This window comes from Thermomonospora catenispora (assembly GCF_006363815.1).
GTDB lineage: Bacteria > Actinomycetota > Actinomycetes > Streptosporangiales > Streptosporangiaceae > Thermomonospora > Thermomonospora catenispora.
In genome coordinates this window covers 1-19,081 of the sequence record NZ_RRYT01000040.1, presented here as the reverse complement: position 1 = coordinate 19,081, position 19,081 = coordinate 1, and the positions used below count along the sequence as shown (strand labels likewise).

General features: G+C 72.5%; 16 protein-coding genes. 4 read left to right on the top strand and 12 right to left on the bottom strand.

Annotated elements, in window-relative coordinates; translation table 11 throughout:
• The first annotated feature begins 63 nt into the window (after positions 1–63).
• Positions 64–1,425 (top strand): type I glutamate--ammonia ligase, encoded by a 1,362-nt coding sequence (gene glnA, locus EIO00_RS21665; protein WP_140181877.1) that lies wholly within the window; start codon positions 64–66, stop codon positions 1,423–1,425.
• 153 nt (positions 1,426–1,578) lie between these two features.
• On the top strand, positions 1,579–4,608 hold the full coding sequence (locus EIO00_RS21660; RefSeq protein WP_140181875.1) for a bifunctional [glutamine synthetase] adenylyltransferase/[glutamine synthetase]-adenylyl-L-tyrosine phosphorylase: 3,030 nt from the start codon (positions 1,579–1,581) through the stop codon (positions 4,606–4,608).
• A 51-nt stretch (positions 4,609–4,659) separates the two neighbouring features.
• Here the strand turns inward: EIO00_RS21660 and EIO00_RS21655 are convergent, their stop codons facing one another.
• From EIO00_RS21655 to glnA (EIO00_RS21640), 4 genes are all read right to left on the bottom strand, one after another.
• Positions 4,660–5,382: a phosphatase PAP2 family protein gene (locus EIO00_RS21655; RefSeq protein WP_241661511.1), complete on the bottom strand. Its 723-nt coding sequence runs from the start codon at positions 5,380–5,382 to the stop codon at positions 4,660–4,662.
• A 102-nt stretch (positions 5,383–5,484) separates the two neighbouring features.
• Positions 5,485–6,417 (bottom strand): phosphatase PAP2 family protein, encoded by a 933-nt coding sequence (locus EIO00_RS21650; protein ID WP_241661510.1) that lies wholly within the window; start codon positions 6,415–6,417, stop codon positions 5,485–5,487.
• A 182-nt stretch (positions 6,418–6,599) separates the two neighbouring features.
• On the bottom strand, positions 6,600–7,415 hold the full coding sequence (locus tag EIO00_RS21645) for a class I SAM-dependent methyltransferase (RefSeq protein ID WP_161602773.1): 816 nt from the start codon (positions 7,413–7,415) through the stop codon (positions 6,600–6,602).
• Positions 7,416–7,548: 133 nt separating this feature from the next.
• A complete protein-coding gene (glnA, locus tag EIO00_RS21640) occupies positions 7,549–8,973 on the bottom strand; it encodes a type I glutamate--ammonia ligase (RefSeq protein ID WP_140181868.1) in 1,425 nt (474 codons plus the stop codon).
• A 222-nt stretch (positions 8,974–9,195) separates the two neighbouring features.
• Between glnA (EIO00_RS21640) and EIO00_RS21635 the strand changes: the two genes are divergently transcribed.
• A complete protein-coding gene (locus tag EIO00_RS21635) occupies positions 9,196–9,678 on the top strand; it encodes an RDD family protein (protein WP_140181866.1) in 483 nt (160 codons plus the stop codon).
• Positions 9,679–9,745: 67 nt separating this feature from the next.
• Here the strand turns inward: EIO00_RS21635 and EIO00_RS21630 are convergent, their stop codons facing one another.
• Together EIO00_RS21630 and lipA are read right to left on the bottom strand one after the other, a co-directional pair.
• Positions 9,746–10,438, bottom strand: coding sequence for a DUF4191 domain-containing protein (locus EIO00_RS21630; RefSeq protein WP_140181864.1), 693 nt, complete (start codon positions 10,436–10,438; stop codon positions 9,746–9,748).
• A gap of 102 nt (positions 10,439–10,540) precedes the next feature.
• A complete protein-coding gene (gene lipA, locus EIO00_RS21625) occupies positions 10,541–11,467 on the bottom strand; it encodes a lipoyl synthase (protein ID WP_140181862.1) in 927 nt (308 codons plus the stop codon).
• A 229-nt stretch (positions 11,468–11,696) separates the two neighbouring features.
• Between lipA and EIO00_RS21620 the strand changes: the two genes are divergently transcribed.
• Positions 11,697–12,203 (top strand): YfbM family protein, encoded by a 507-nt coding sequence (locus EIO00_RS21620; protein ID WP_241661512.1) that lies wholly within the window; start codon positions 11,697–11,699, stop codon positions 12,201–12,203.
• A gap of 7 nt (positions 12,204–12,210) precedes the next feature.
• On the opposite strand, the gene lipB is transcribed toward EIO00_RS21620, so the two are convergent.
• The 6 genes from lipB to EIO00_RS21590 form a co-directional block, all read right to left on the bottom strand.
• Complete coding sequence (lipB, locus tag EIO00_RS21615) at positions 12,211–12,924, bottom strand: lipoyl(octanoyl) transferase LipB (protein WP_241661509.1); 714 nt, start codon at positions 12,922–12,924, stop codon at positions 12,211–12,213.
• 76 nt (positions 12,925–13,000) lie between these two features.
• Complete coding sequence (locus tag EIO00_RS21610) at positions 13,001–13,738, bottom strand: Type 1 glutamine amidotransferase-like domain-containing protein (RefSeq protein ID WP_140181858.1); 738 nt, start codon at positions 13,736–13,738, stop codon at positions 13,001–13,003.
• Positions 13,739–13,841: 103 nt separating this feature from the next.
• A complete protein-coding gene (locus EIO00_RS21605; protein WP_140181856.1) occupies positions 13,842–14,735 on the bottom strand; it encodes a TIGR01777 family oxidoreductase in 894 nt (297 codons plus the stop codon).
• A 99-nt stretch (positions 14,736–14,834) separates the two neighbouring features.
• On the bottom strand, positions 14,835–16,361 hold the full coding sequence (gene sucB, locus EIO00_RS21600) for a 2-oxoglutarate dehydrogenase, E2 component, dihydrolipoamide succinyltransferase (RefSeq protein WP_140181853.1): 1,527 nt from the start codon (positions 16,359–16,361) through the stop codon (positions 14,835–14,837).
• 36 nt (positions 16,362–16,397) lie between these two features.
• Positions 16,398–17,774, bottom strand: a complete 1,377-nt coding sequence (gene lpdA / locus EIO00_RS21595; protein WP_140181851.1) for a dihydrolipoyl dehydrogenase — start codon at positions 17,772–17,774, stop codon at positions 16,398–16,400.
• A 109-nt stretch (positions 17,775–17,883) separates the two neighbouring features.
• Positions 17,884–19,081, bottom strand: a 1,198-nt coding sequence (locus EIO00_RS21590; protein WP_140181849.1) for a leucyl aminopeptidase, incomplete at its 5' end; no start/stop codon positions are given.

The following is a 19,081-nucleotide window of genomic DNA, read 5'->3' as shown; positions in this document are numbered from 1 at the left end:
AGAGCGGCCGGCCGGCCGATAGTCACGACAGTCGGGTACCAGAGGCGATCGAGGGAGAAGACCTTGGACCGTCAGCAGGAGTTCGTGCTCCGCACGCTGGAGGAGCGCGACATCCGCTTCATCCGGCTGTGGTTCACCGATGTGCTCGGTTTCCTCAAGTCGGTCGCGGTGGCGCCCGCCGAGCTCGAGGGCGCCTTCACCGAGGGCATCGGGTTCGACGGCTCGGCCATCGAGGGCTTCGCCCGGGTCCACGAGGCGGACATGATCGCCAAGCCGGATCCGGCGACCTTCCAGGTGCTGCCCTGGCGCTCGGAGTCCCCGGGCACCGCCCGGATGTTCTGCGACATCCTGATGCCGGACGGCACGCCCAGCTTCGCCGACCCCCGGTACGTGCTCAAGCGCGCCCTGAGCAAGGCCGCCGACCTGGGCTTCACCTTCTACACCCACCCGGAGATCGAGTTCTTCCTGCTGAAGAACATCCCCGAGGACGGCAGCGAGCCCGAGCCGGTGGACGCCGGCGGCTATTTCGACCACACCCCGCACAGCACCGCCCACGACTTCCGGCGCAACGCGATCATGATGCTGGAGGCGATGGGCATCTCGGTGGAGTTCAGCCACCACGAGGGCGCCCCGGGGCAGCAGGAGATCGACCTGCGGTACGCCGACGCGCTGACCACCGCCGACAACATCATGACGTTCCGGCTGGTGATGAAGGAGGTCGCCCTCGAACAGGGGGTGTGGGCCTCCTTCATGCCCAAGCCGTTCACCGACCATCCCGGCTCGGGCATGCACACCCACATGTCGCTGTTCGAGGGCGACCGCAACGCCTTCTATGAGCCGGGCGCCGAATACCAGCTGTCGAAGGTGGCGCGGGCCTTCATCGCCGGCCTGCTGCGGCACGCCGCCGAGATCACCGCCGTCACCAACCAGTTCGTCAACTCCTACAAGCGGCTGTGGGGCGGCGTGGGCGCCTCCGCGGGCGCCGGCGGCGAGGCCCCCTCCTACATCTGCTGGGGCCACAACAACCGCTCGGCGCTGGTGCGGGTTCCGATGTACAAGCCCCAGAAGGGCCACTCCACCCGGATCGAGTTCCGGGCCGTGGACTCGGCCTGCAACCCCTACCTGGCGTTCGCGGCCATCCTCGGCGCCGGCCTCAAGGGCATCGAGGAGGGGTACGAGCTGCCTCCGGGCGCCGAGGACGACGTGTGGGCGCTGACCCCGGCCGAGCGGCGGGCGCTGGGCATCAAGCCGCTGCCGCAGAGCCTGGACGAGGCCATCGCGGCGATGGAGCAGAGCGAGCTGATGGCCGAGGTGCTCGGCGAGCACGTGTTCGACTTCTTCCTGCGCAACAAGCGCGCCGAGTGGGAGGAGTACCGGCGCCACGTCACCGCGTTCGAACGCAAGCGCTACATCGCGGTGCTGTGAGACGCGACGCCGAGGGGAAAAGGCACCGTGAGAACGGACGGCCGGTGACGATGAAGGGGGAAAAGGCCGAGACCGGGCGGCCTTGACGGAAGAGAAATTCCACCGTGGTCCGGTTTTCTCACCGCCGGCGCGTCGCCCGGTTACGGTTGACCCGTGAGCGAGTCGTGGATCTCTGACCGCCGCCCCTCCTTCACCGGCCGGCTGGCCCGGCTCGGTTTCACCGACGCGAGCCGGGCCGAGCGTCTGCTGGCCGACGGCGCCGCCGACGGGATATCGATCGACGACGCCATGCTGGAATCGCTCGGCGCCGCCGCCGACCCCGATCTGGCGCTGCACGGGCTGCTCACCCTGCTGGGGCGGCTGGACGGGCCCGCCCGGGCCGAGCTGGCCGCCGACAAGGGAGCGCGGCGGCGGCTGCCCGCGGTGCTCGGCGTCTCCTCCGCGTTCGCCGACCATCTGGCCCGGCACCCCGACGACTGGCGGATGCTCGGCGGGGAGGGGGCGGACCGACGTCCCGACCCGCGGCGGCTCCGCGAGGACCTGCTGCGGGCGGTCGGCGCCGATCCGGACGATCCCGAGCCGCGCGCCCGCGACGCCTCCACCGACACCCTGGTGGCGCTGCGCGTCGCCTACCGCCGGCACCTGCTGCACCTGGCCGGACGCGACCTGACCGGGGGCGTCGACGTCGACGAGGTCTCCGCCGAGCTGGCCGACCTGGCCGCCGCCGCGCTGGAGGCGGGACTGGCCGTGGCCCGCACCGAGGTCCCCGAGGCCGACCTGTGCCGGCTGGCGGTCATCGGCATGGGCAAGTGCGGCGCACGCGAGCTCAACTACGTCAGCGACGTCGACGTGATCTTCGTGGCCGAGCCCAGGCCGGGGACGCCCGAGACCGAGGGGCTGCGCGCCGCGACCCGCCTGGCCTCCGCCCTCATCCGCGCCTGCTCGGCCAGCACCCCCGAGGGCGCGCTGTGGGAGGTCGACGCAGCCCTGCGCCCCGAGGGCAAGGCCGGCCCGCTGGCGCGGACCCTGGCCAGCCATCGCGCCTACTACGAGCGCTGGGCCAAGACCTGGGAGTTCCAGGCCCTGCTGAAGGCCCGCCCGGTCGCCGGGGACCTCGCCCTCGGCGAGGAGTACCTGAACGTCATCGGCCCGATGGTGTGGAGGGCCGCGGCGGGGGAGACCTTCGTCGAGGACGTGCAGGCCATGCGGCAGCGCATGGAGAGCCACCTGCACCGGCAGACCGCGGAGGCCGACCGGCAGCTCAAGCTCGGCCCCGGCGGGCTGCGGGACGTGGAGTTCGCCGTCCAGCTCCTGCAGCTGGTGCACGGCCGCGCCGACGAGACCCTGCGCAGCCCCAACACCATGGAGGCGCTGGCCGCGCTGTCCCGGGGCGGCTACGTCGGCCGGGAGGACGCGGCGAACCTGGCCTCGGCGTACCGCTTCCTGCGCCGCACGGAGCATCTGCTGCAGCTGCACCGGCTGCGCCGCACCCACACCGTCCCCGACGACCCCCGCGCCCTGCGGCGGCTCGGCCGGGCGCTGGGGCTGCGCACCGACCCCGAGGGGGAGTTCACCACGGCGTGGCGGCGGCACGCCCGCACCGTGCGCACCATCCACGAGAAGCTGTTCTACCGGCCGCTGCTGCGCGCGGTCGCGCGGCTGCCCGAAGAGGAGGCCCGCCTCACCCCCGAGGCCGCCCGCGCCCGGCTCGTCGCGCTCGGCTTCCAGGACCCCGCCGGAGCGCTGCGGCACATCCAGGCCCTCACCTCCGGGGTGTCCCGGCGGGCGGCGATCCAGCGCACCCTGCTGCCGGTGATGCTCGGCTGGTTCGCCGACGGCCCCGATCCCGACGCCGGGCTGCTGGGCTTCCGGCAGGTCAGCGACGCGCTCGGCACCACCCCCTGGTATCTGCGGCTGCTGCGCGACGAGGTCATCGTGGCCGAACGGATGGCCCGGGTGCTGTCGGCCAGCCGGTACGCCACCGACCTGCTGCTGCGCGCCCCCGAAGCGGTCGCGATGCTGGCCGCCGACGCGGACCTGACGCCCCGCCCCCGACAGACGCTGCTGTCGGAGGCGCTGGCCGCGGTGCGCCGCCGCGAGGACGCCGGACTGGGCGCCGAGGAGTCCGCCGAGGACGCCGTCGCCGCGGTCCGCGGGCTGCGCCGCCGCGAGCTATTCCGGCTCAGCGTCGGCGACCTGCTCGGCATGACCGACGTGCGGACCGTGGGAGAGGCGCTCACCGACATCGCCTCGGTCACCATCGAGGCCGCCCTGCAGGCCGCCGTCAACAAGATCGAGATGGAGCGCCGCGGCCCGCTGCCCACCCGCATCGCCGTGATCGCCATGGGGCGGATGGGCGGTCGCGAACTCGGCTACGGCAGCGACGCCGACGTGATGTTCGTGCACGACCCGCTGCCCGGCGCCGACGAGCAGGACGCGCAGGGCGCCGCGCACGCCGTCGCCGAGGAGCTGCGTCGCCTGCTGGCCCGGCCCGCCCCCGACCCGCCGCTGCAGATCGACCCCAACCTGCGCCCCGAGGGCAGGCAGGGGCCGCTGGTGCGCACCCTGGCCTCCTACGCCGCCTACTACGCGCGCTGGTCGGCGCCCTGGGAGAGCCAGGCGCTGCTGCGCGCCGACCCGATCATCGGCGATCCGGAGCTGTGCCACCGGTTCCGCGCGCTGATCGACCCGATCCGCTGGCCCCGCGACGGCATCGACGAGGCGGCGCTGCGCCAGATCCGCCGCCTCAAGGCGCGGATGGAGTCCGAGCGGCTGCCCCGCGGGGTGGACCGCCGGCTGCACACCAAGCTGGGCCCCGGCGGCCTGTCGGACGTGGAGTGGGTCGCCCAGCTGCTGCAGCTCCGGCACGCCCACGAGATCGCCGGGCTGCGCACCACCCGCACCCTGGCCGCCCTCGACGCGGCGGTGGAGGCGGGCCTGCTGGAGGAGGCCGACGGGCGGGTGCTGTCGGAGGCCTGGCAGCTGGCCACCCGGATCCGCAACACGATGATGCTGGTGCGCGGCCGGGCCTCCGATCTGCTGCCCACCGACCACCATCGGGAACGGTCCGCCGTCACCGCCATCCTCGGCTACGCCGGCACCGGAGAGCTGCTGGAGGACTACCGCCGGCACACCCGCCGCGCCCGTCGGGTGGTGGAACGGGTCTTCTACGGCGAGCAGTGACGCGGTCCCGGCCCGGAGGCGGCGGGGCACCGCGGACGACCTCGGCGGCGCTCAGGCGGTGCTGCGCCGCATCTGGAAGACCACGGCCATCGTCCGGAGCGTCCCGGGGCTGACCGCGTACCCGATCGCGAGCACCGCCGCCCCGCCGACCGCGTCCAGGATGAAGTGGTTGGCCGTGCCCATGATCACCAGCACGGTGACGGTCGGGTAGGCCAGGGCCAGCGCCCGCACCCAGCGCCGCTCCGCCACGGTGAAGATCGCGATCCCGCACCACAGGGACCAGGCGGTGTGCAACGAGGGCATCGCCGCGTACTGGTTGGAGATCGCCGCCACCGGCGAGGAGTCGTACAGTCCCCAGGTGTTGAACTCGATCACCGTGTCCACATAGCCCGGCAGCATCCGGGGCGGCGCCAGCGGGTAGGAGTAGAACCCGATCAGCGCGGTGAGCGTGGTGCCGAACAGCACCCATCGGTAGGCGACGTAGCGGCCCGGATGCCATGCGTACAGCCAGACCAGCACCCCGATCGTCACCGCGAAGTGCAAGGTGGCGTAGTAGTAGTTCGCCGTGACGCCCAGCCAGACGTGGTCGACGAACAGCCGGTTCAGCTCGTACTCCACGTCCAGCCGCAGCATCTGTTCGATCTTGAGGATCTCGTGGGCGCGGCTCACCGCCGCGGCGTGGTCGGCCGGCACCAGGTTGCGCACCATCGAGTACGCCAGGTAGCAGATCGCGATCAGCGCCGCCTCGGCCCACCACCGCGGCCGTCCGGACACGTGCGCGCCGATCCGCGCGGCGGCTCTCACCGGACCCCGGCCCGATCGGGGGGCGTCGGCTTCTGAGGCGGTCGCGATCGTCCTGGCCATGGGAGAAGATTCTCAGATAGAGGTCACGACGGCATCATCGGCAACGGCGGTTCCGGGTCTCACACCCGCCGCACACGGCGTTCCCTCGACCGACGGAGCCGGCCGGGGACGCGGCACCGGGCGGCTCCGCCCCTCCGCCGCGGCGGGCACGGCCCGTACGGCGTCGCGCGGACGGCTCCGCCGTACGGGCCGTGCCCGCGACAGCGCCAGCGCACCGAGGACCAAGGCGGTCCCCACGATCGCATCGAGGAGATAGTGGTTGGCGGTCGCCAGGATCACCAGCACCGTGACCAGCGGATACAGTGCGCCGATCACCCTGATCGCCGGCCGGGGCCCCAGCCGGGCCAGCACGAGACCGCACCAGACCGCCCACCCCGCGTGCATCGACGGCATCGCCGCGTACTGGTTGGCCAGCGCCCCCGCGCTCTGTCCCGAGTACAACCCCCACGATCCGAGTGCCTGCACCGGATCCACGAACCCCTCCTCGGGCAGGAAGCGCGGCGGCGCCAACGGGTAGAGCCAGTAGCCGAGCAGTGCCACGGCCGTCGCCGCCATCAGCGCCGTGCGCAGCCGGCGATAGTGCTCCGGCCGGCGTCGGTACAGCCAGATCACGATCGCCAGCGTCACCGCGAAATGCGCGATGCCGTAGTAGTAGTTCGCCGCCCGGGCCAGCCACGGCTCTCCCAGCAGCCACCGGTTCAGGCCCAGCTCCACGTCCACGCCCAGCGCCCGCTCCAGCGCCAGGATCCGGTCGGCGTTGCCGTACGCCGCCGCGGTGCCGCCGTCGTTCAGCACCAGTCTGATCAGCGTGTAGGCGGTGTAGAACAGGGCGATGAGCGTCAGCTCCCGCCAGACGGGCGGGACGGTGATCGGGCGGGCCGTCCGCCTCGCCGCGGGCCGGCGCGCCGGACCCGCGGTCGGCTCGGCGCGCGGTCCGCGACTCACGGGAGGGGCGGTGTGGACCATGTCCCTCATCGTGCTCAGCGGGACCGCGTTTGTGATCACCGCGCCGAACGGTCTTGGCCTCAGCCTTGAGTAGTAGGCCCCCCGCCGTTCATCCGGGACCTATGGGGGAGTCACCGGCCGGCGAAGTCGACCTCGGGGAGCGTCCGGCCGCGTGGGGACGCTCACCCCTCCCACCAGATCGTGCACAACGTCCGCCCCTCGGTGCCGGGGAACCGCGGCTCGTCCGGGTCGACGCCCAGGTCGAGGAGGGCGTCGGCCACCCGGGGCGTCTCCTCCGGCGGGAGACGGAGCCGGCGCCGCACCCGGTCGGCCAGCGCCGTCAGATCGGGGTAGGACCCCCAACCGTCGACGTCCGTCCACCGTTCGACCTCGGGGTCGACCCCGAGACGTTTCAGGGCCCCCACCGCGTCGTCGGCGGTGGGGCCGTCCGGACGGGGCAGGCCGTGGAACCTCGCCCACAGCGGATTGAGGGCGTGCAGCGGGTGCCGCTCGGGGATCTCCACCACCACCCGTCGGCGGGCGTGCGCGGTGAGCGCCGTCACGAACGGGCCCAGCTCGGCCACCCCGTACAGCACGTGATGGCAGACCACCACGTCCGCCGGGCCGACCCGGTCCGCCGCGTCCGGCCAGCGGCCCTCCACCGTCTCCACGGCGACCCCCAGACGGCCCCCGCTGGTCCGCAGCGCCTCCAGCAGCCGCCCCTCCGGGTCCACGCCCACGATGCGCCCCGCCCGCCGCGCCAGCGGCAGTGAGGAGCCTCCGGCGCCGCAGCCCACGTCCAGGACCGTCCCGTGAGCGGGCAGCGCCTCGATCTCCCGCGCGAACGAGCGGCTGCCGGAGGGCGCCTGGGCCTCGGAGATCGACCGGACGACGGTCGGCGGCCGCCGCACCGCCTCGTCGGAGGAGCGGAACCGTTCGGGGAGGCGCCACCCGTGCACGGCCTCCCGCCAGCGCGCCAGCGGATCGGTTGCGTCCATGGCCTGCATCATGCCCGCCTCGAAGCGGCGGCGCCCCGCCCGGAAGGGACGGCCCGGGCGGGACGGAGACGGAAGGCGAAGGCCCGCCGACCCGAGCCGGGTCGGCGGGCCTTCGCCCGTCGGCGGTCGCCGATCAGCAGTCGTAGTAGAGCTCGAACTCGTGCGGGTGCGGACGCAGGCGCAGCGGGTCCAGCTCGTTCTCGCGCTTGTAGGAGATCCAGGTCTGGATCAGGTCCTCGGTGAAGACCCCGCCCTCGAGCAGGAACTCGTGGTCGGCCTCCAGCGCGTTCAGCACCGCCTCCAGCGAGCCGGGCACCTGCGGGATGGCGCGGGCCTCCTCCGGCGGCAGCTCGTAGAGGTCCTTGTCGATCGGCTCCGGCGGCTCGATCTTGTTCTTGATGCCGTCGACGCCGGCCATCAGCATCGCCGAGAACGCCAGGTACGGGTTGCAGGACGGGTCCGGCACCCGGAACTCGATCCGCTTGGCCTTCGGGTTGGAACCGGTGATCGGGATCCGGATGCAGGCCGAGCGGTTGCGCTGCGAGTACACCAGGTTGACCGGGGCCTCATAGCCCGGCACCAGCCGGTGGTAGGAGTTCACGGTCGGGTTGGTGAACGCCAGCAGCGCCGGGGCGTGCTTGAGCAGGCCGCCGATGTACCAGCGGGCGACGTCCGACAGCCCGGCGTAGCCGACCTCGTCGTAGAACAGCGGCGAGCCGTCCTTCCACAGCGACTGGTGGCAGTGCATGCCCGAGCCGTTGTCGCCGAAGATCGGCTTGGGCATGAAGGTCACGGTCTTGCCGGCCGCCCGCGCCGTGTTCTTGACGACGTACTTGTAGAGCATCAGGTTGTCGGCGGTGCGCAGCATCTCGCCGAACCGGAAGTCGATCTCCGCCTGGCCGGCGGTGCCGACCTCGTGGTGCTGCATCTCGACCTCGATGCCGACCTTGCGCAGGTTGACCACCATCTCCGAGCGCAGGTCGGTGTAGTGGTCCATCGGCGGGACCGGGAAGTAGCCGCCCTTGTAGGGAGGCTTGGCGCCCAGGTTGCCGCCGTCCTCCTCGCGGCCGGTGTTCCAGGCGCCCTCGATCGAGTCGAGGTAGTAGTAGCCGGCGTTCTGCTTGGTCTCGAACCGGACGTCGTCGAAGATGTAGAACTCCGCCTCCGGACCGAAGTAGGCGGTGTCGGCGATCCCGGTGCTCTTGAGGTAGTCCTGCGCCTTCTTGGCCACGTTGCGCGGGTCGCGGCTGTAGGGCTCCCCGGTCAGCGGGTCGTGCACGAAGAACGTGATGTTCAGCGTCTTGTGCTGGCGGAACGGGTCGACGACCGCGGTGGAGGGGTCCGGCAGCAGCAGCATGTCGGACTCGTGGATCTCCTGGAACCCACGGATGGAGGACCCGTCGAACATCAGTCCCTCGGTGAAGACGCTCTCACCGAAGTTGTCCGCCGGGAACGTGAAGTGCTGTACGGTGCCGGGCAGATCGACGAACCGACAGTCGACGAACTCGATGCCCTCGGCCTTTATATAGCTCAGGACCTCGCCTGCGCTGCTGAACATCCAACCTCCCTGGGGCGCTTCCGTGCTGTTGAAAAGCTAGGAGCCGGCCGTTTCCCCGCCGTGTCCCAAATGTTTCGCGTGTGTTACGCCTCATGCGGCCGTGTGACACGGGGGACATCTGCCCCGCTCGCCGCGTCCTACCCCGCGTTTCCTGCGGAAACGCGCCCGCGGGCGGCGCGGACCGGGCACGGGACCGGCCGCGGCGGCGGATACCGTTGGGGCATGAGCAGTGGCAGGCAGGCGGCGGGCGGGCCGCGGTGGACGCAGACCTGGCTGGGCGGGGCGCGCTCGGCCGGGGCGGATCTGGGATATCCGGGGGAACGGCTGGGGCTGCCGGAGCAGGGACCGCGGGCGGTCGCCGGCTACGGACGGAGGCTGGTCGCCCTGTTCGTCGACTGGGGCCTGTGCATGGTGATCTCGTCGTTCGCGGTCCGGGTCCTGGAGCTGCCCGAGCAGTACCGCAGCCTGCTCACGCTGGGGCTGTTCGCGCTGCAGGCGGTGGTGCTGACCGCCACGATCGGCATGACGCTGGGCAAGCGGCTGTGCGGCATCCGGGCGGTGCGGCTGGACGGCCGGCCGATCGGGCCGGTGTGGGCGCTGGTCCGCACCGTGCTGATCCTGGCGGTGATCCCGGCGCTGCTGTGGGACCGCGACCATCGGGGCCTGCACGACCGGGCCGCCGACACCGTCGTGATCAACCTCTGATCCGCCTGGGGACGGAAACGCGCGCGGGCGGCCGGTATCTCCGGCCGCCCGCGCGCGTCGTCGGCGATCAGCGCGTCTTGGGCCTGGGGGCCTTGGGCATCCGGACTCCGCGCGGGACCGGGCCCTTGGGCATCTGCATCTTCTGCGGCAGGGCGCGCAGCCGGTCGTTCAGCTCCGCGACCTGGGCCTTGGTGAGGTTGCGGGGCAGCTTCATCAGATGCCGCTGGAGCTTGTCGATCGGGATCTGCCCCTCCTCCGTGCCGGTCTGCACGTCGTAGATCGGCACCTGCTGGGCGGCTCGCGCGATGCGCTTCTTCTCCGCGCCGAGCAGCGACCGCACCCGGCTCGACGGGCCCTCGGAGACCAAGATCACTCCGGGCCGGCCCACCACCCGGTGCACCATGTCCAGGTTGCGGTTGCCGTTCACCGCCTCGGTGACGGTCCAGTTGCCGCGCATCGACTTCAACACCGCCGCGGCCGCCCCCGGCTGTCCGGCGATCATCTTGAACTGGGCGCGCTGGGCCAGCTGGCCGAACACCACCATGCCCACCAGCACCGCCAGCATCAGGCCGAGCGGGATGAAGAACCACAGCCCGCCGAAGATCAACCCGATCACCACGAGCAGCGCCAGCGTGCCGAGCATGGACGCGACGGTGATCGGGAGTGCCTTCGGATCCGCCTGCCGCAGGATCTTGACGATCATGCGGAACTGCTGGAACCGTCCGGGGGTCTTCCCGGCATCGGAGGCGTTGTTCGACATGCCCTCAGGATAGTGGCGAGCCGTGGCCGGTCGGCCCACGCCGCCGGCGGCCCCCGCGGGGGCCGCCCCGGAGCCGGGCCCCGGAGCGGAGCGGCGGGACGGTCACCGCCGGGCCTCGACGGCCTGCTGGTACAGCCGGCCCGCGCGGTAGCTGGAGCGGACCAGCGGGCCGGACATCACCCCGGCGAAGCCGATCTCCTCGGCCTCGGCCTTGAGCTCGATGAACTCCTCCGGCTTGACCCAGCGCTCCACCGGGTGGTGGCGCGGGGACGGCCGCAGGTACTGGGTGATGGTGATCAGCTCGCAGCCCGCCGCGTGCAGGTCGCGCAGCGCCTGGGAGACCTCCTCGCGGGTCTCGCCCAGACCCAGGATCAGGTTGGACTTGGTGACCAGCCCGGCCTCCCGGGCCCGGGTGATCACCTCCAGGGACCGCTCGTAGCGGAACGCCGGACGGATCCGCTTGAAGATCCGCGGCACCGTCTCCACGTTGTGCGCCAGCACCTCCGGACGGGACCCGAACACCTCCTCCAGCAGCTCCGGCACCGCGTTGAAGTCGGGGATCAGCAGCTCCACCCCGCAGCCGGGCACCGCCCGGTGGATCTGCCGCACCGTCTCGGCGTACAGCCAGGCGCCCTGGTCGGGCAGGTCGTCGCGGGCCACCCCGGTCACCGTGGCGTACCGCAGCCCCATCGCGGCCACCGACTCGGCCACCCGGCGCGGCTCGTCGCGGTCGAACTCGGCGGGCTTGCCGGTGTCGATCTGGCAGAAGTCGCAGCGACGGGTGCACTGGTCGCCGCCGATGAGGAAGGTGGCCTCCCGGTCCTCCCAGCACTCGTAGATGTTGGGACAGCCGGCCTCCTGGCACACCGTGTGCAGGCCCTCGTCCTTGACCAGCTTGGTGAGCTCGCGGTACTGCGGGCCCGTCTTCAGCCGCGTCTTGATCCAGGGCGGCTTGCGCTCGATGGGGGTCTGGCTGTTGCGAACTTCTATGCGTAGGAGCTTGCGCCCCTCAGGGGTCACCGCGGTCACCTCTCTAATGTACGCGGCGTCCGGACGGGTCGAGCAGGGCGGGCGACGGCCGTCGCCGCGGCGCCGTCGGCCACGGTGTCGATAACGATTCGGCAGCCGCCTCGCCCTCGCCGATGTCTGTTCGCCCGTTTCGGACCTCCACGGCCGTCGATCTCTCTAAGGTGGCTCCCTGTTGCCCTATCGGCCTGGTGCCGTGTCACGTCGCATGCGAAGGAGCCACATCGTGGGCATGACGATGTCGTACCTCAGGCTGCCCCCGTCGCTGGAGGGCGAGCAGAACCCCGCCCGGATCGCTCGGCTGGTGTTCGGCGCACGGGACTGGCGGCGACGCCATCCGGCCGACCGGGTGCTGGACGTGGGCGGCGCCTGGCAGGCGCTGCACTACCTGATCACCGGCGACCCGTGGGACGGCCGGCCGCCGGAGTCGGACGTGGTGTGCGGCGGACGGCTGCTCACCGAGGAAGAGGGCATGCTCGACGTCGATGTCATCTACCTCACCCCCGAGCGGGTGGAGGCGGCCGCCCGGATGCTCACCGAGACCCCGTTCGACGCGCTGGCCGAACGGTTCGATCCGGCGGCCATGGCGGCCGCCGACGTGCAGGACGCCGAGCGGATGGACGCCGACGCCTGCGAACGGGTTCTGCGGCCCGCCTATGAAGGGCTGACCCGGCTGTTCTCCTCGGCGGCGGCCGACGGCCAGGCCGTCTACAAGGTGCTGGCCCCCGCCGAGGACTGACGAGCGCTCAGCCGCCGATCTGGGCGACGGTCCGGCGGCAGATCTCCCGGGCGCCCAGCACCTCGGCCAGATGACGCTCCACCAGGGGCAGCACTTCCTGGACGGAGACGCGACGGCCCAGCTCCTCGCTCAGCGAGGTGCTGCCGACGTCCCGGATCCCGCACGGCACGATGCGGTCGAACCAGGACATGTCGCAGTCGCAGTTCAGCATGAAGCCGTGCATCGTCACGCCGCGGGAGACCCGCACCCCGATCGAGCCGATCTTGCGGTCCGGGCGGCCGGGCACCCACAGTCCTCGCCGCCCCTCCACGGTGATGGTCTCCAGGCCCAGGTCGGCGCACACCCGCATCATCATGACCTCCAGCTTGTGGACGTAGGCGATCACGTCCACCGGGTCCGGAAGCCGGATGATGGGGTAGCCGGTGAGCTGGCCCGGGCCGTGCCAGGTGATGCTGCCGCCCCGGTCCACATCGATCACCGGGGCGCCCGGGTCGGTCACCGGGCGGTCCAGCGGAGTGGTGCGCTTGCCCGCGGTGTAGACGGGTTCGTGCTCCAGCAGCAGCACGGTGTCGGGGATCTCCCCCGCGATCCGGCGCTCCTGGGTGCGGCGCTGCAGCTCCCAACCGGTCAGGTAGGGGACCGCGCGCTCACCGAAACCCACGTGCACGAGGACCAGTTCACCGGTGTCGGCGGCGGTCCCGGTCTCAAGTACGTCAGTCACCCGACCAGCCTACGTCCGCCCGCGGACCGGACGCAGGGCCTCCCGGGCATCTCACGGCGCAGGGCGTCCGGGGATCTCACGCCCCCGCCAGCATCCGCGGCTCGATCACGGTCTCCTCGACCGCCCCCTCGCCGTCCGGCCGGACGCGGTAGGCCCGGCCCTCGGCCCGGTACGAGATCGCCTGGACCAGTTCGGTGCCCACGTAGTGCAGGCCGACGCCCTCGTCGGCGGCGTACCCGGCGGGCAGCGTCCCCTCGGCCACCGACCGCTGCAGCAGCGGTCGCCGCTGCGGCTCGCTGTCGTAGTGCACCCCGCACGAGTACGGCAGGAACCCCAGCCCGTCGGTCAGCGGACGCAGCTCGGGACCGAAGGAGTCGGTGTTGCCGCCCACGTGCCAGCACAGCGCCCCGGCGCTCTGCCCGGCCAGCACCACGCCCTGCTCCCAGGCCTCGCGCAGGATCCGGTCCAGCCCGTGCAGCCGCCACAGCGCCAGCAGATTGGCGACGCTGCCGCCGAACACGTAGATCAGGTCCTGGGAGAGCAGGTGCGAGCGCATGTCGGCGATGTTGGGCATCGGGAACAGCGCCAGATGGCTGACCTCGGCGTCCAGCGTCGACAGCGCCGCGTAGCCCCGGGCGATGTGCTCGGCGCCGTCGCCCAGCGCGGTGGGCAGGAAGCACACCCGGGGCCGGTCCTGCCCGGTGAGGTCGAGCGCATAGCGCAGCAGCGGGCTGGGGGACAGCCCGTACCGGTCGTTCGGCACGAAGGTGCCGCCGCCGATTGCGAGGATGTGCGGTTGTCCGTCGGTGCTCATCTCGTCCCCTCCGCCACACGGTGATCTCGCCGATCACGGTACGGCCCGACGGGGGCGCGGAGGGTGACTTTGGGCAATGTTGAACTCCTCGGGGCCGGACGTCTCAGGCGGCGAGCTCGGCGGTCAGTGCCTCGGTCAGCTCCTCGTGCACGAACCGGAACCCGGCCTCGCTCAGCCGCCGGGGGATCACCCGCTGGCTGATCAGGACCCCTTCCTCGGCGAAGCCGCCGAGCACCGTCCGCAGCGCGAACGCGGGCACCGCCCACGGGGCGGGCCGCCGCACCGCCCGGCCGAGCGCCCCGGTGAACTCGGCGTTGGTCACCGGGCGGGGAGCGGTCAGGTTCACCGGACCCGACAGATCGGAGTCGATGAGGAAGCGCAGCGCCGCGATCTGGTCGGTCAGCGAGATCCAGCTCATGTACTGTCGGCCCGAGCCCAGCCGCCCGCCCAGGCCCAGCCGGAACAGCGGCAGCAGCCTCTGCCCGAGCGCTCCGCCGCCGCGGCCCAGCACCATGCCCGTGCGCGCCAGCACGACCCGGATCCCGGCGTCGGCGGCCGGCCGGGCGGCGGCCTCCCAGGCGGCGGTCACCTCCGCCAGGAAGCCCTCCCCCCGGGGGGAGTCCTCATCGGCCTCCCGGTCGCCGGTGTCGCCGTAGTAGCCGATCGCCGACCCGGAGACCAGCACGGCGGGCCGGTCCGTCAGCCCGGCCAGCGCGGCGGCGAGGGTGGCGGTGCCCTCGACCCGGCTGTCGCGGATCCGCCGCTTGTACTCCTCGGTCCAGCGCCGGTCGCCGATCCCGGCCCCGGCCAGGTGGACCACCGCGTGCACGCCCTCCAGCGCCGCCGTGTCCACCTCGCCGCCCGGCCGCCACCTCGCCTCCGCCGGGCCCGTCGGCTCCCGCCGGACCAGGCGCAGCACCTGGTGCCCGTCGGCCTCCAGGCTGCGCGTCAACGCACTGCCGATGAATCCGGACGCACCGGTGATCGCGATCCTCATCACGCCACTGTATGCGAGGGGACGCCGGAAGCCCCGGACCCCGCCGCGGCGGGACGCGCGGCGGGGTCCGGGGCGTGCGCGAAAGGGTGCGGCGGAGGCTCAGAGGCCGAGCTCGGCCTCGAAGTTGCCCTCCTCCAGACGGTGCTTGACGGTGCCGAGGAACCGGGCGGCGTCGGCGCCGTCGATCAGCCGGTGGTCGTAGGTCAGGGCCAGGTGGACCATCGACCGGACGGCGATGACCTCGCCCAGCTCGGGGTCGTCGATGACGGCCGGGCGCTTGACGACCGCGCCGGTGCCGAGCATGGCGACCTGCGGCTGGTTGAGGATCGGGGTGTCGAACAGCGCGCCCCGGCTGCCGGTGTTGGTGATGGTGAACGTGCCGCCGGCCAGCTCGTCCGGGCTGACCTTGTTGGAGCGGGTGCGCTCGGCCAGGTCGGCGATCCGCTGCGCCAGGCCGCTCAGGTTGAGCTGGCCGGCGTTGTGGATCACCGGGACCATCAGGCCCCGCTCGGGCACGTCCACCGCGATCCCGAGGTTCTCCACGTCGTAATAGGTGACCTCGTTGGTCTCGCTGTTGATGACCGCGTTGAGCTTGGGGTGGACCTTGAGGGCCTCGACCGCCGCCAGCGCGAAGAACGGCAGGAACGACAGCTTGACGCCCTGCCGGGCCAGGAAGTCGTCCTTGGCCCGCTCGCGCAGCCGGGCGATCTTGGTGACGTCCACCTCGACCACGGTGGTGAGCTGGGCGGAGACCTGCAGCGACTCGACCATCCGGCGGGCGATGGTCTGCCGGATGCGGCTCATCTTCTCGGTCTTGCCGCGCAGCTGCAGCGCCTCGGGGGCGGGCGCGGCGTGCGCCGGGGCCGGACGGGCCGGAGCCTGCGGCGCGGCCGGCGCGGGGGCCGGGGCCGCCTGCTTGGCCGCGGCCTCCTTGGCCCGGGCGGCCTCCAGCACGTCCTGCTTGCGGATCCGGCCGCCGACGCCGGTGCCCTTGATCTCCGACAGGTCGATGCCGTGCTCGGCGGCGAGCTTGCGCACCAGCGGCGTGACGTACGGGACCTCGCCCGAGGGGACCTCGCCCGAGGGGGCCTCGGCGGCGGGCGCCGCCGGCTGCTGCGGCCGCGGCTCGGGCTGCGGGGCCGGCTGCGGCTGGGGCTGGGGAGCCGGAGCGGGGGCCNGCCGCGGCTCGGGCTGCGGGGCCGGCTGCGGCTGGGGCTGGGGAGCCGGAGCGGGGGCCGGGGCCGGCTGCTGCGGAGCGGCGGTCGGAGCGGGCGGCGGCCAGGAGGCCGGCGGCGCGGACTGCGGCGGCGCGGCCTGCTGCTGCGGCTCGGGCTTGGGCTCCTCGGCCGGCGGGGCCGCGGGAGCGCCTCCGCCGGCGGCCGCCTCCTCCTCGGAGGAGATGATCGCCAGCTCGGCGCCGACCTCCACGGTCTCGTCCTCGGACACGGTGATGCTGGTCAGGATGCCCGACGCCGGCGAGGGAATCTCGGTGTCGACCTTGTCGGTCGACACCTCCAGAAGCGGCTCGTCCGCCGCGACGTGATCACCCTCCTTCTTCAGCCAGCGGGTGACGGTGCCCTCGGTGACGCTCTCGCCGAGCTGGGGCATGGTGACGGAGACCGGCATGGCTCTCAGCGACTCCTTCGTCTATGTGCGGGCGGATCAGCCGTGCACGTGCAGGGGCTTGCCGGCGAGGGCCAGGTGTGCCTCGCCGACGGCTTCGGACTGGGTGGGGTGGGGGTGGATGAGCTGGGCGACGTCGGAGGGCAGGGCCTCCCAGTTGTAGATGAGCTGGCCCTCGGTGATGAGCTCGCCGACGCGGGCGCCCACCATGTGGATGCCGAGCACCCGGCCGTTCTTCTCCGCGATCACCTTCACCTCGCCCTGGGTGCCCAGGATCTTGCTCTTGGGGTTGCCGGCCAGATCATAGGTGGCCTGCGTGATCTCATAGCCGCGCTGAACGGCGGCGGCGGAGGTCAGCCCCACCGAGGCGACCTCCGGGTCGCTGTAGGTGATGCGCGGGATGCCGTCGTAGTCGATCGGCGCCGGGGACAGCCCGCCGAGCCGTTCGGCCACCAGGATGCCCTCGGCGAAACCGACGTGCGCCAGCTGCGGGGTGGCGATGAGGTCGCCGACCGCGCTGATCGTGGGGACGGCGGTGCGGCAGTACTCGTCCACCTTGACGAATCCGCGCTCCAGCTCGACCCCGGCCTCCTCGAAGCCCAGCCCCTCGGAGACCGGTCCGCGGCCGACCGCGACCAGCAGCAGCTCGGCGTCCAGGACCTTGCCGCCCTCCAGGGTCACCCGCACCCCGGAGTCGGTGGTCTGCACGCTCTCGAAGCGGACGCCGAGCTCGTACTTGATGCCGCGCTTGCGGAACGCCCGTTCCAGCCGCTTGGAGCTGGACTCCTCCTCCAGCGGCAGCAGGTGCGGCAGGGCCTCCACGATGGTGACCTCGGCGCCGAAGGAACGCCAGACGCTGGCGAACTCCACCCCGATCACGCCGCCGCCGAGCACCACCGCCGAGGACGGGACCCGGTCCAGCGTCAGCGCGTGGTCGCTGGTGATCACCCGCTCGCCGTCGATGTCCAGCCCGGGCAGGGAACGCGGACGCGAGCCGGTGGCCAGCACGATGTGGCGACCCTCGTAGACCTCCTCGCCGACCCGCACCGCGGTGGGCCCGGCCAGCCGGCCCTCTCCCTCGACGATCGTGATGCCCTTGGACTTGATCAGCCCGGTCAGGCCCTTGACGGTGGTGGAGACCACCTTGTTCTTGTACGCCTGCACCGCGGGCATGTCGACGCCCTCATAGGCGGCCTTCACCCCGAACGCCGCGGCCTCCCGCGCCGTGTCGGCGACCTCGGCCGCGTGCAGCAGCGCCTTGGTCGGAATGCAACCGCGGTTGAGGCAGGTGCCGCCGAGGGTGTCGCGCTCGATCAGGGCCACGCGCATGCCGAGCTCCGCGGCCCGGAGAGCGCAGGCGTATCCGCCGCTGCCACCACCTAGGACGACGATGTCGAAGGGGCCGCTGCCTGCCAACTGAACGCTCCTTAAATCATGGATCCGGTTCTCTGCACGGCACCGTTGCCGTGGAGAGAATCCTTTCACTTGCCGAGTTCCGGCGCGCCCGGTTCCGGCGCGCCGGGGCTCACAGCTCCCCGGCGGCGACGTCCTCGGCGATCTGCACCAGGGTGCGCGTCGCGGCGCCGGTGCCTCCCTTGGGGACCTCCCCGTAGGGCTCCCCCTTGTTGAACGCCGGGCCGGCGATGTCCAGGTGCGCCCACCGCACCCCGTCGGGCACGAACTCCTTGAGGAACACCCCGGCGACCAGCATGCCGCCCCAGCGCTCGTTGCTGATGTTGGCGATGTCGGCCACCGCCGAGTCCAGGCCCTTGCGCAGCTCCGCCGGCAGCGGCATCGGCCAGCTCGGCTCGCCGACGCGGTTCGCCGCCTCCACCACCTTGGTCCGCACCTCGTCGTCGTTGGCCATCACCCCGGTGGTGCGGGTGCCCAGCGCGACCAGCTGTGCGCCGGTCAGCGTGGCCACGTCCACCAGCAGGTGCGGGGAGTCCTCGCCGGCGCGGACGATCGCGTCGGCCAGCACCAGCCGGCCCTCGGCGTCGGTGTTGAGCACCTCCACGGTCTTGCCGCCGTAGATGGTCAGCACGTCGGAGGGGCGCTGCGCGGTCCCGCCGGGCATGTTCTCGGCCAGCGGCAGGTAGCCCACCACGTTGACCTTCGGCTTGAGCAGCCCGATCGCGCGCAGCGCGCCGAGCACCGCGCCCGCGCCGCCCATGTCGGACTTCATCCAGTCCATCGATTCGGTCGGCTTGAGCGACAGGCCGCCGGTGTCGAACGTGATGCCCTTGCCGACGAACACCACCGTCTTGTCGGCCTCGGGGTGCGCGTAGGCCAGCCGCACCAGACGGGGCGGGCGGGCCGAGCCCCGCCCGACGCCCAGGATGCCGCCGTACCCGCCGTCGGCCAGCGCCTTCTCGTCCAGGATCTGCGCCTGCAACCCGGCCTCGTCGGCGACCTCGGCGGCGATCCGCGCCATGTCGTCCGGGCCGAGGTCCATCGGGGGGGTGTTGACCAGGTCGCGCACCAGCGCCACCGAGTCGGCCAGGATCCGCGTCCGCTCCAGCACGGCGTCGGCGCCCGCGGCCTCGGTCAGCACGATCACCTCGGCGACCGGCTCCTTGCGGTCGCCGGTGCGGTACCGGTCGAAGGCGTATCCGCCCAGCAGGGCGCCCAGCGCCACCGCGCCGGCCTCCTCGGCCGACGTCGCCGGCAGCGCCAGCGCCGCCCGCCGTGCGGCGCCGGCCAGCGCGCGCACCGCGGCGCCG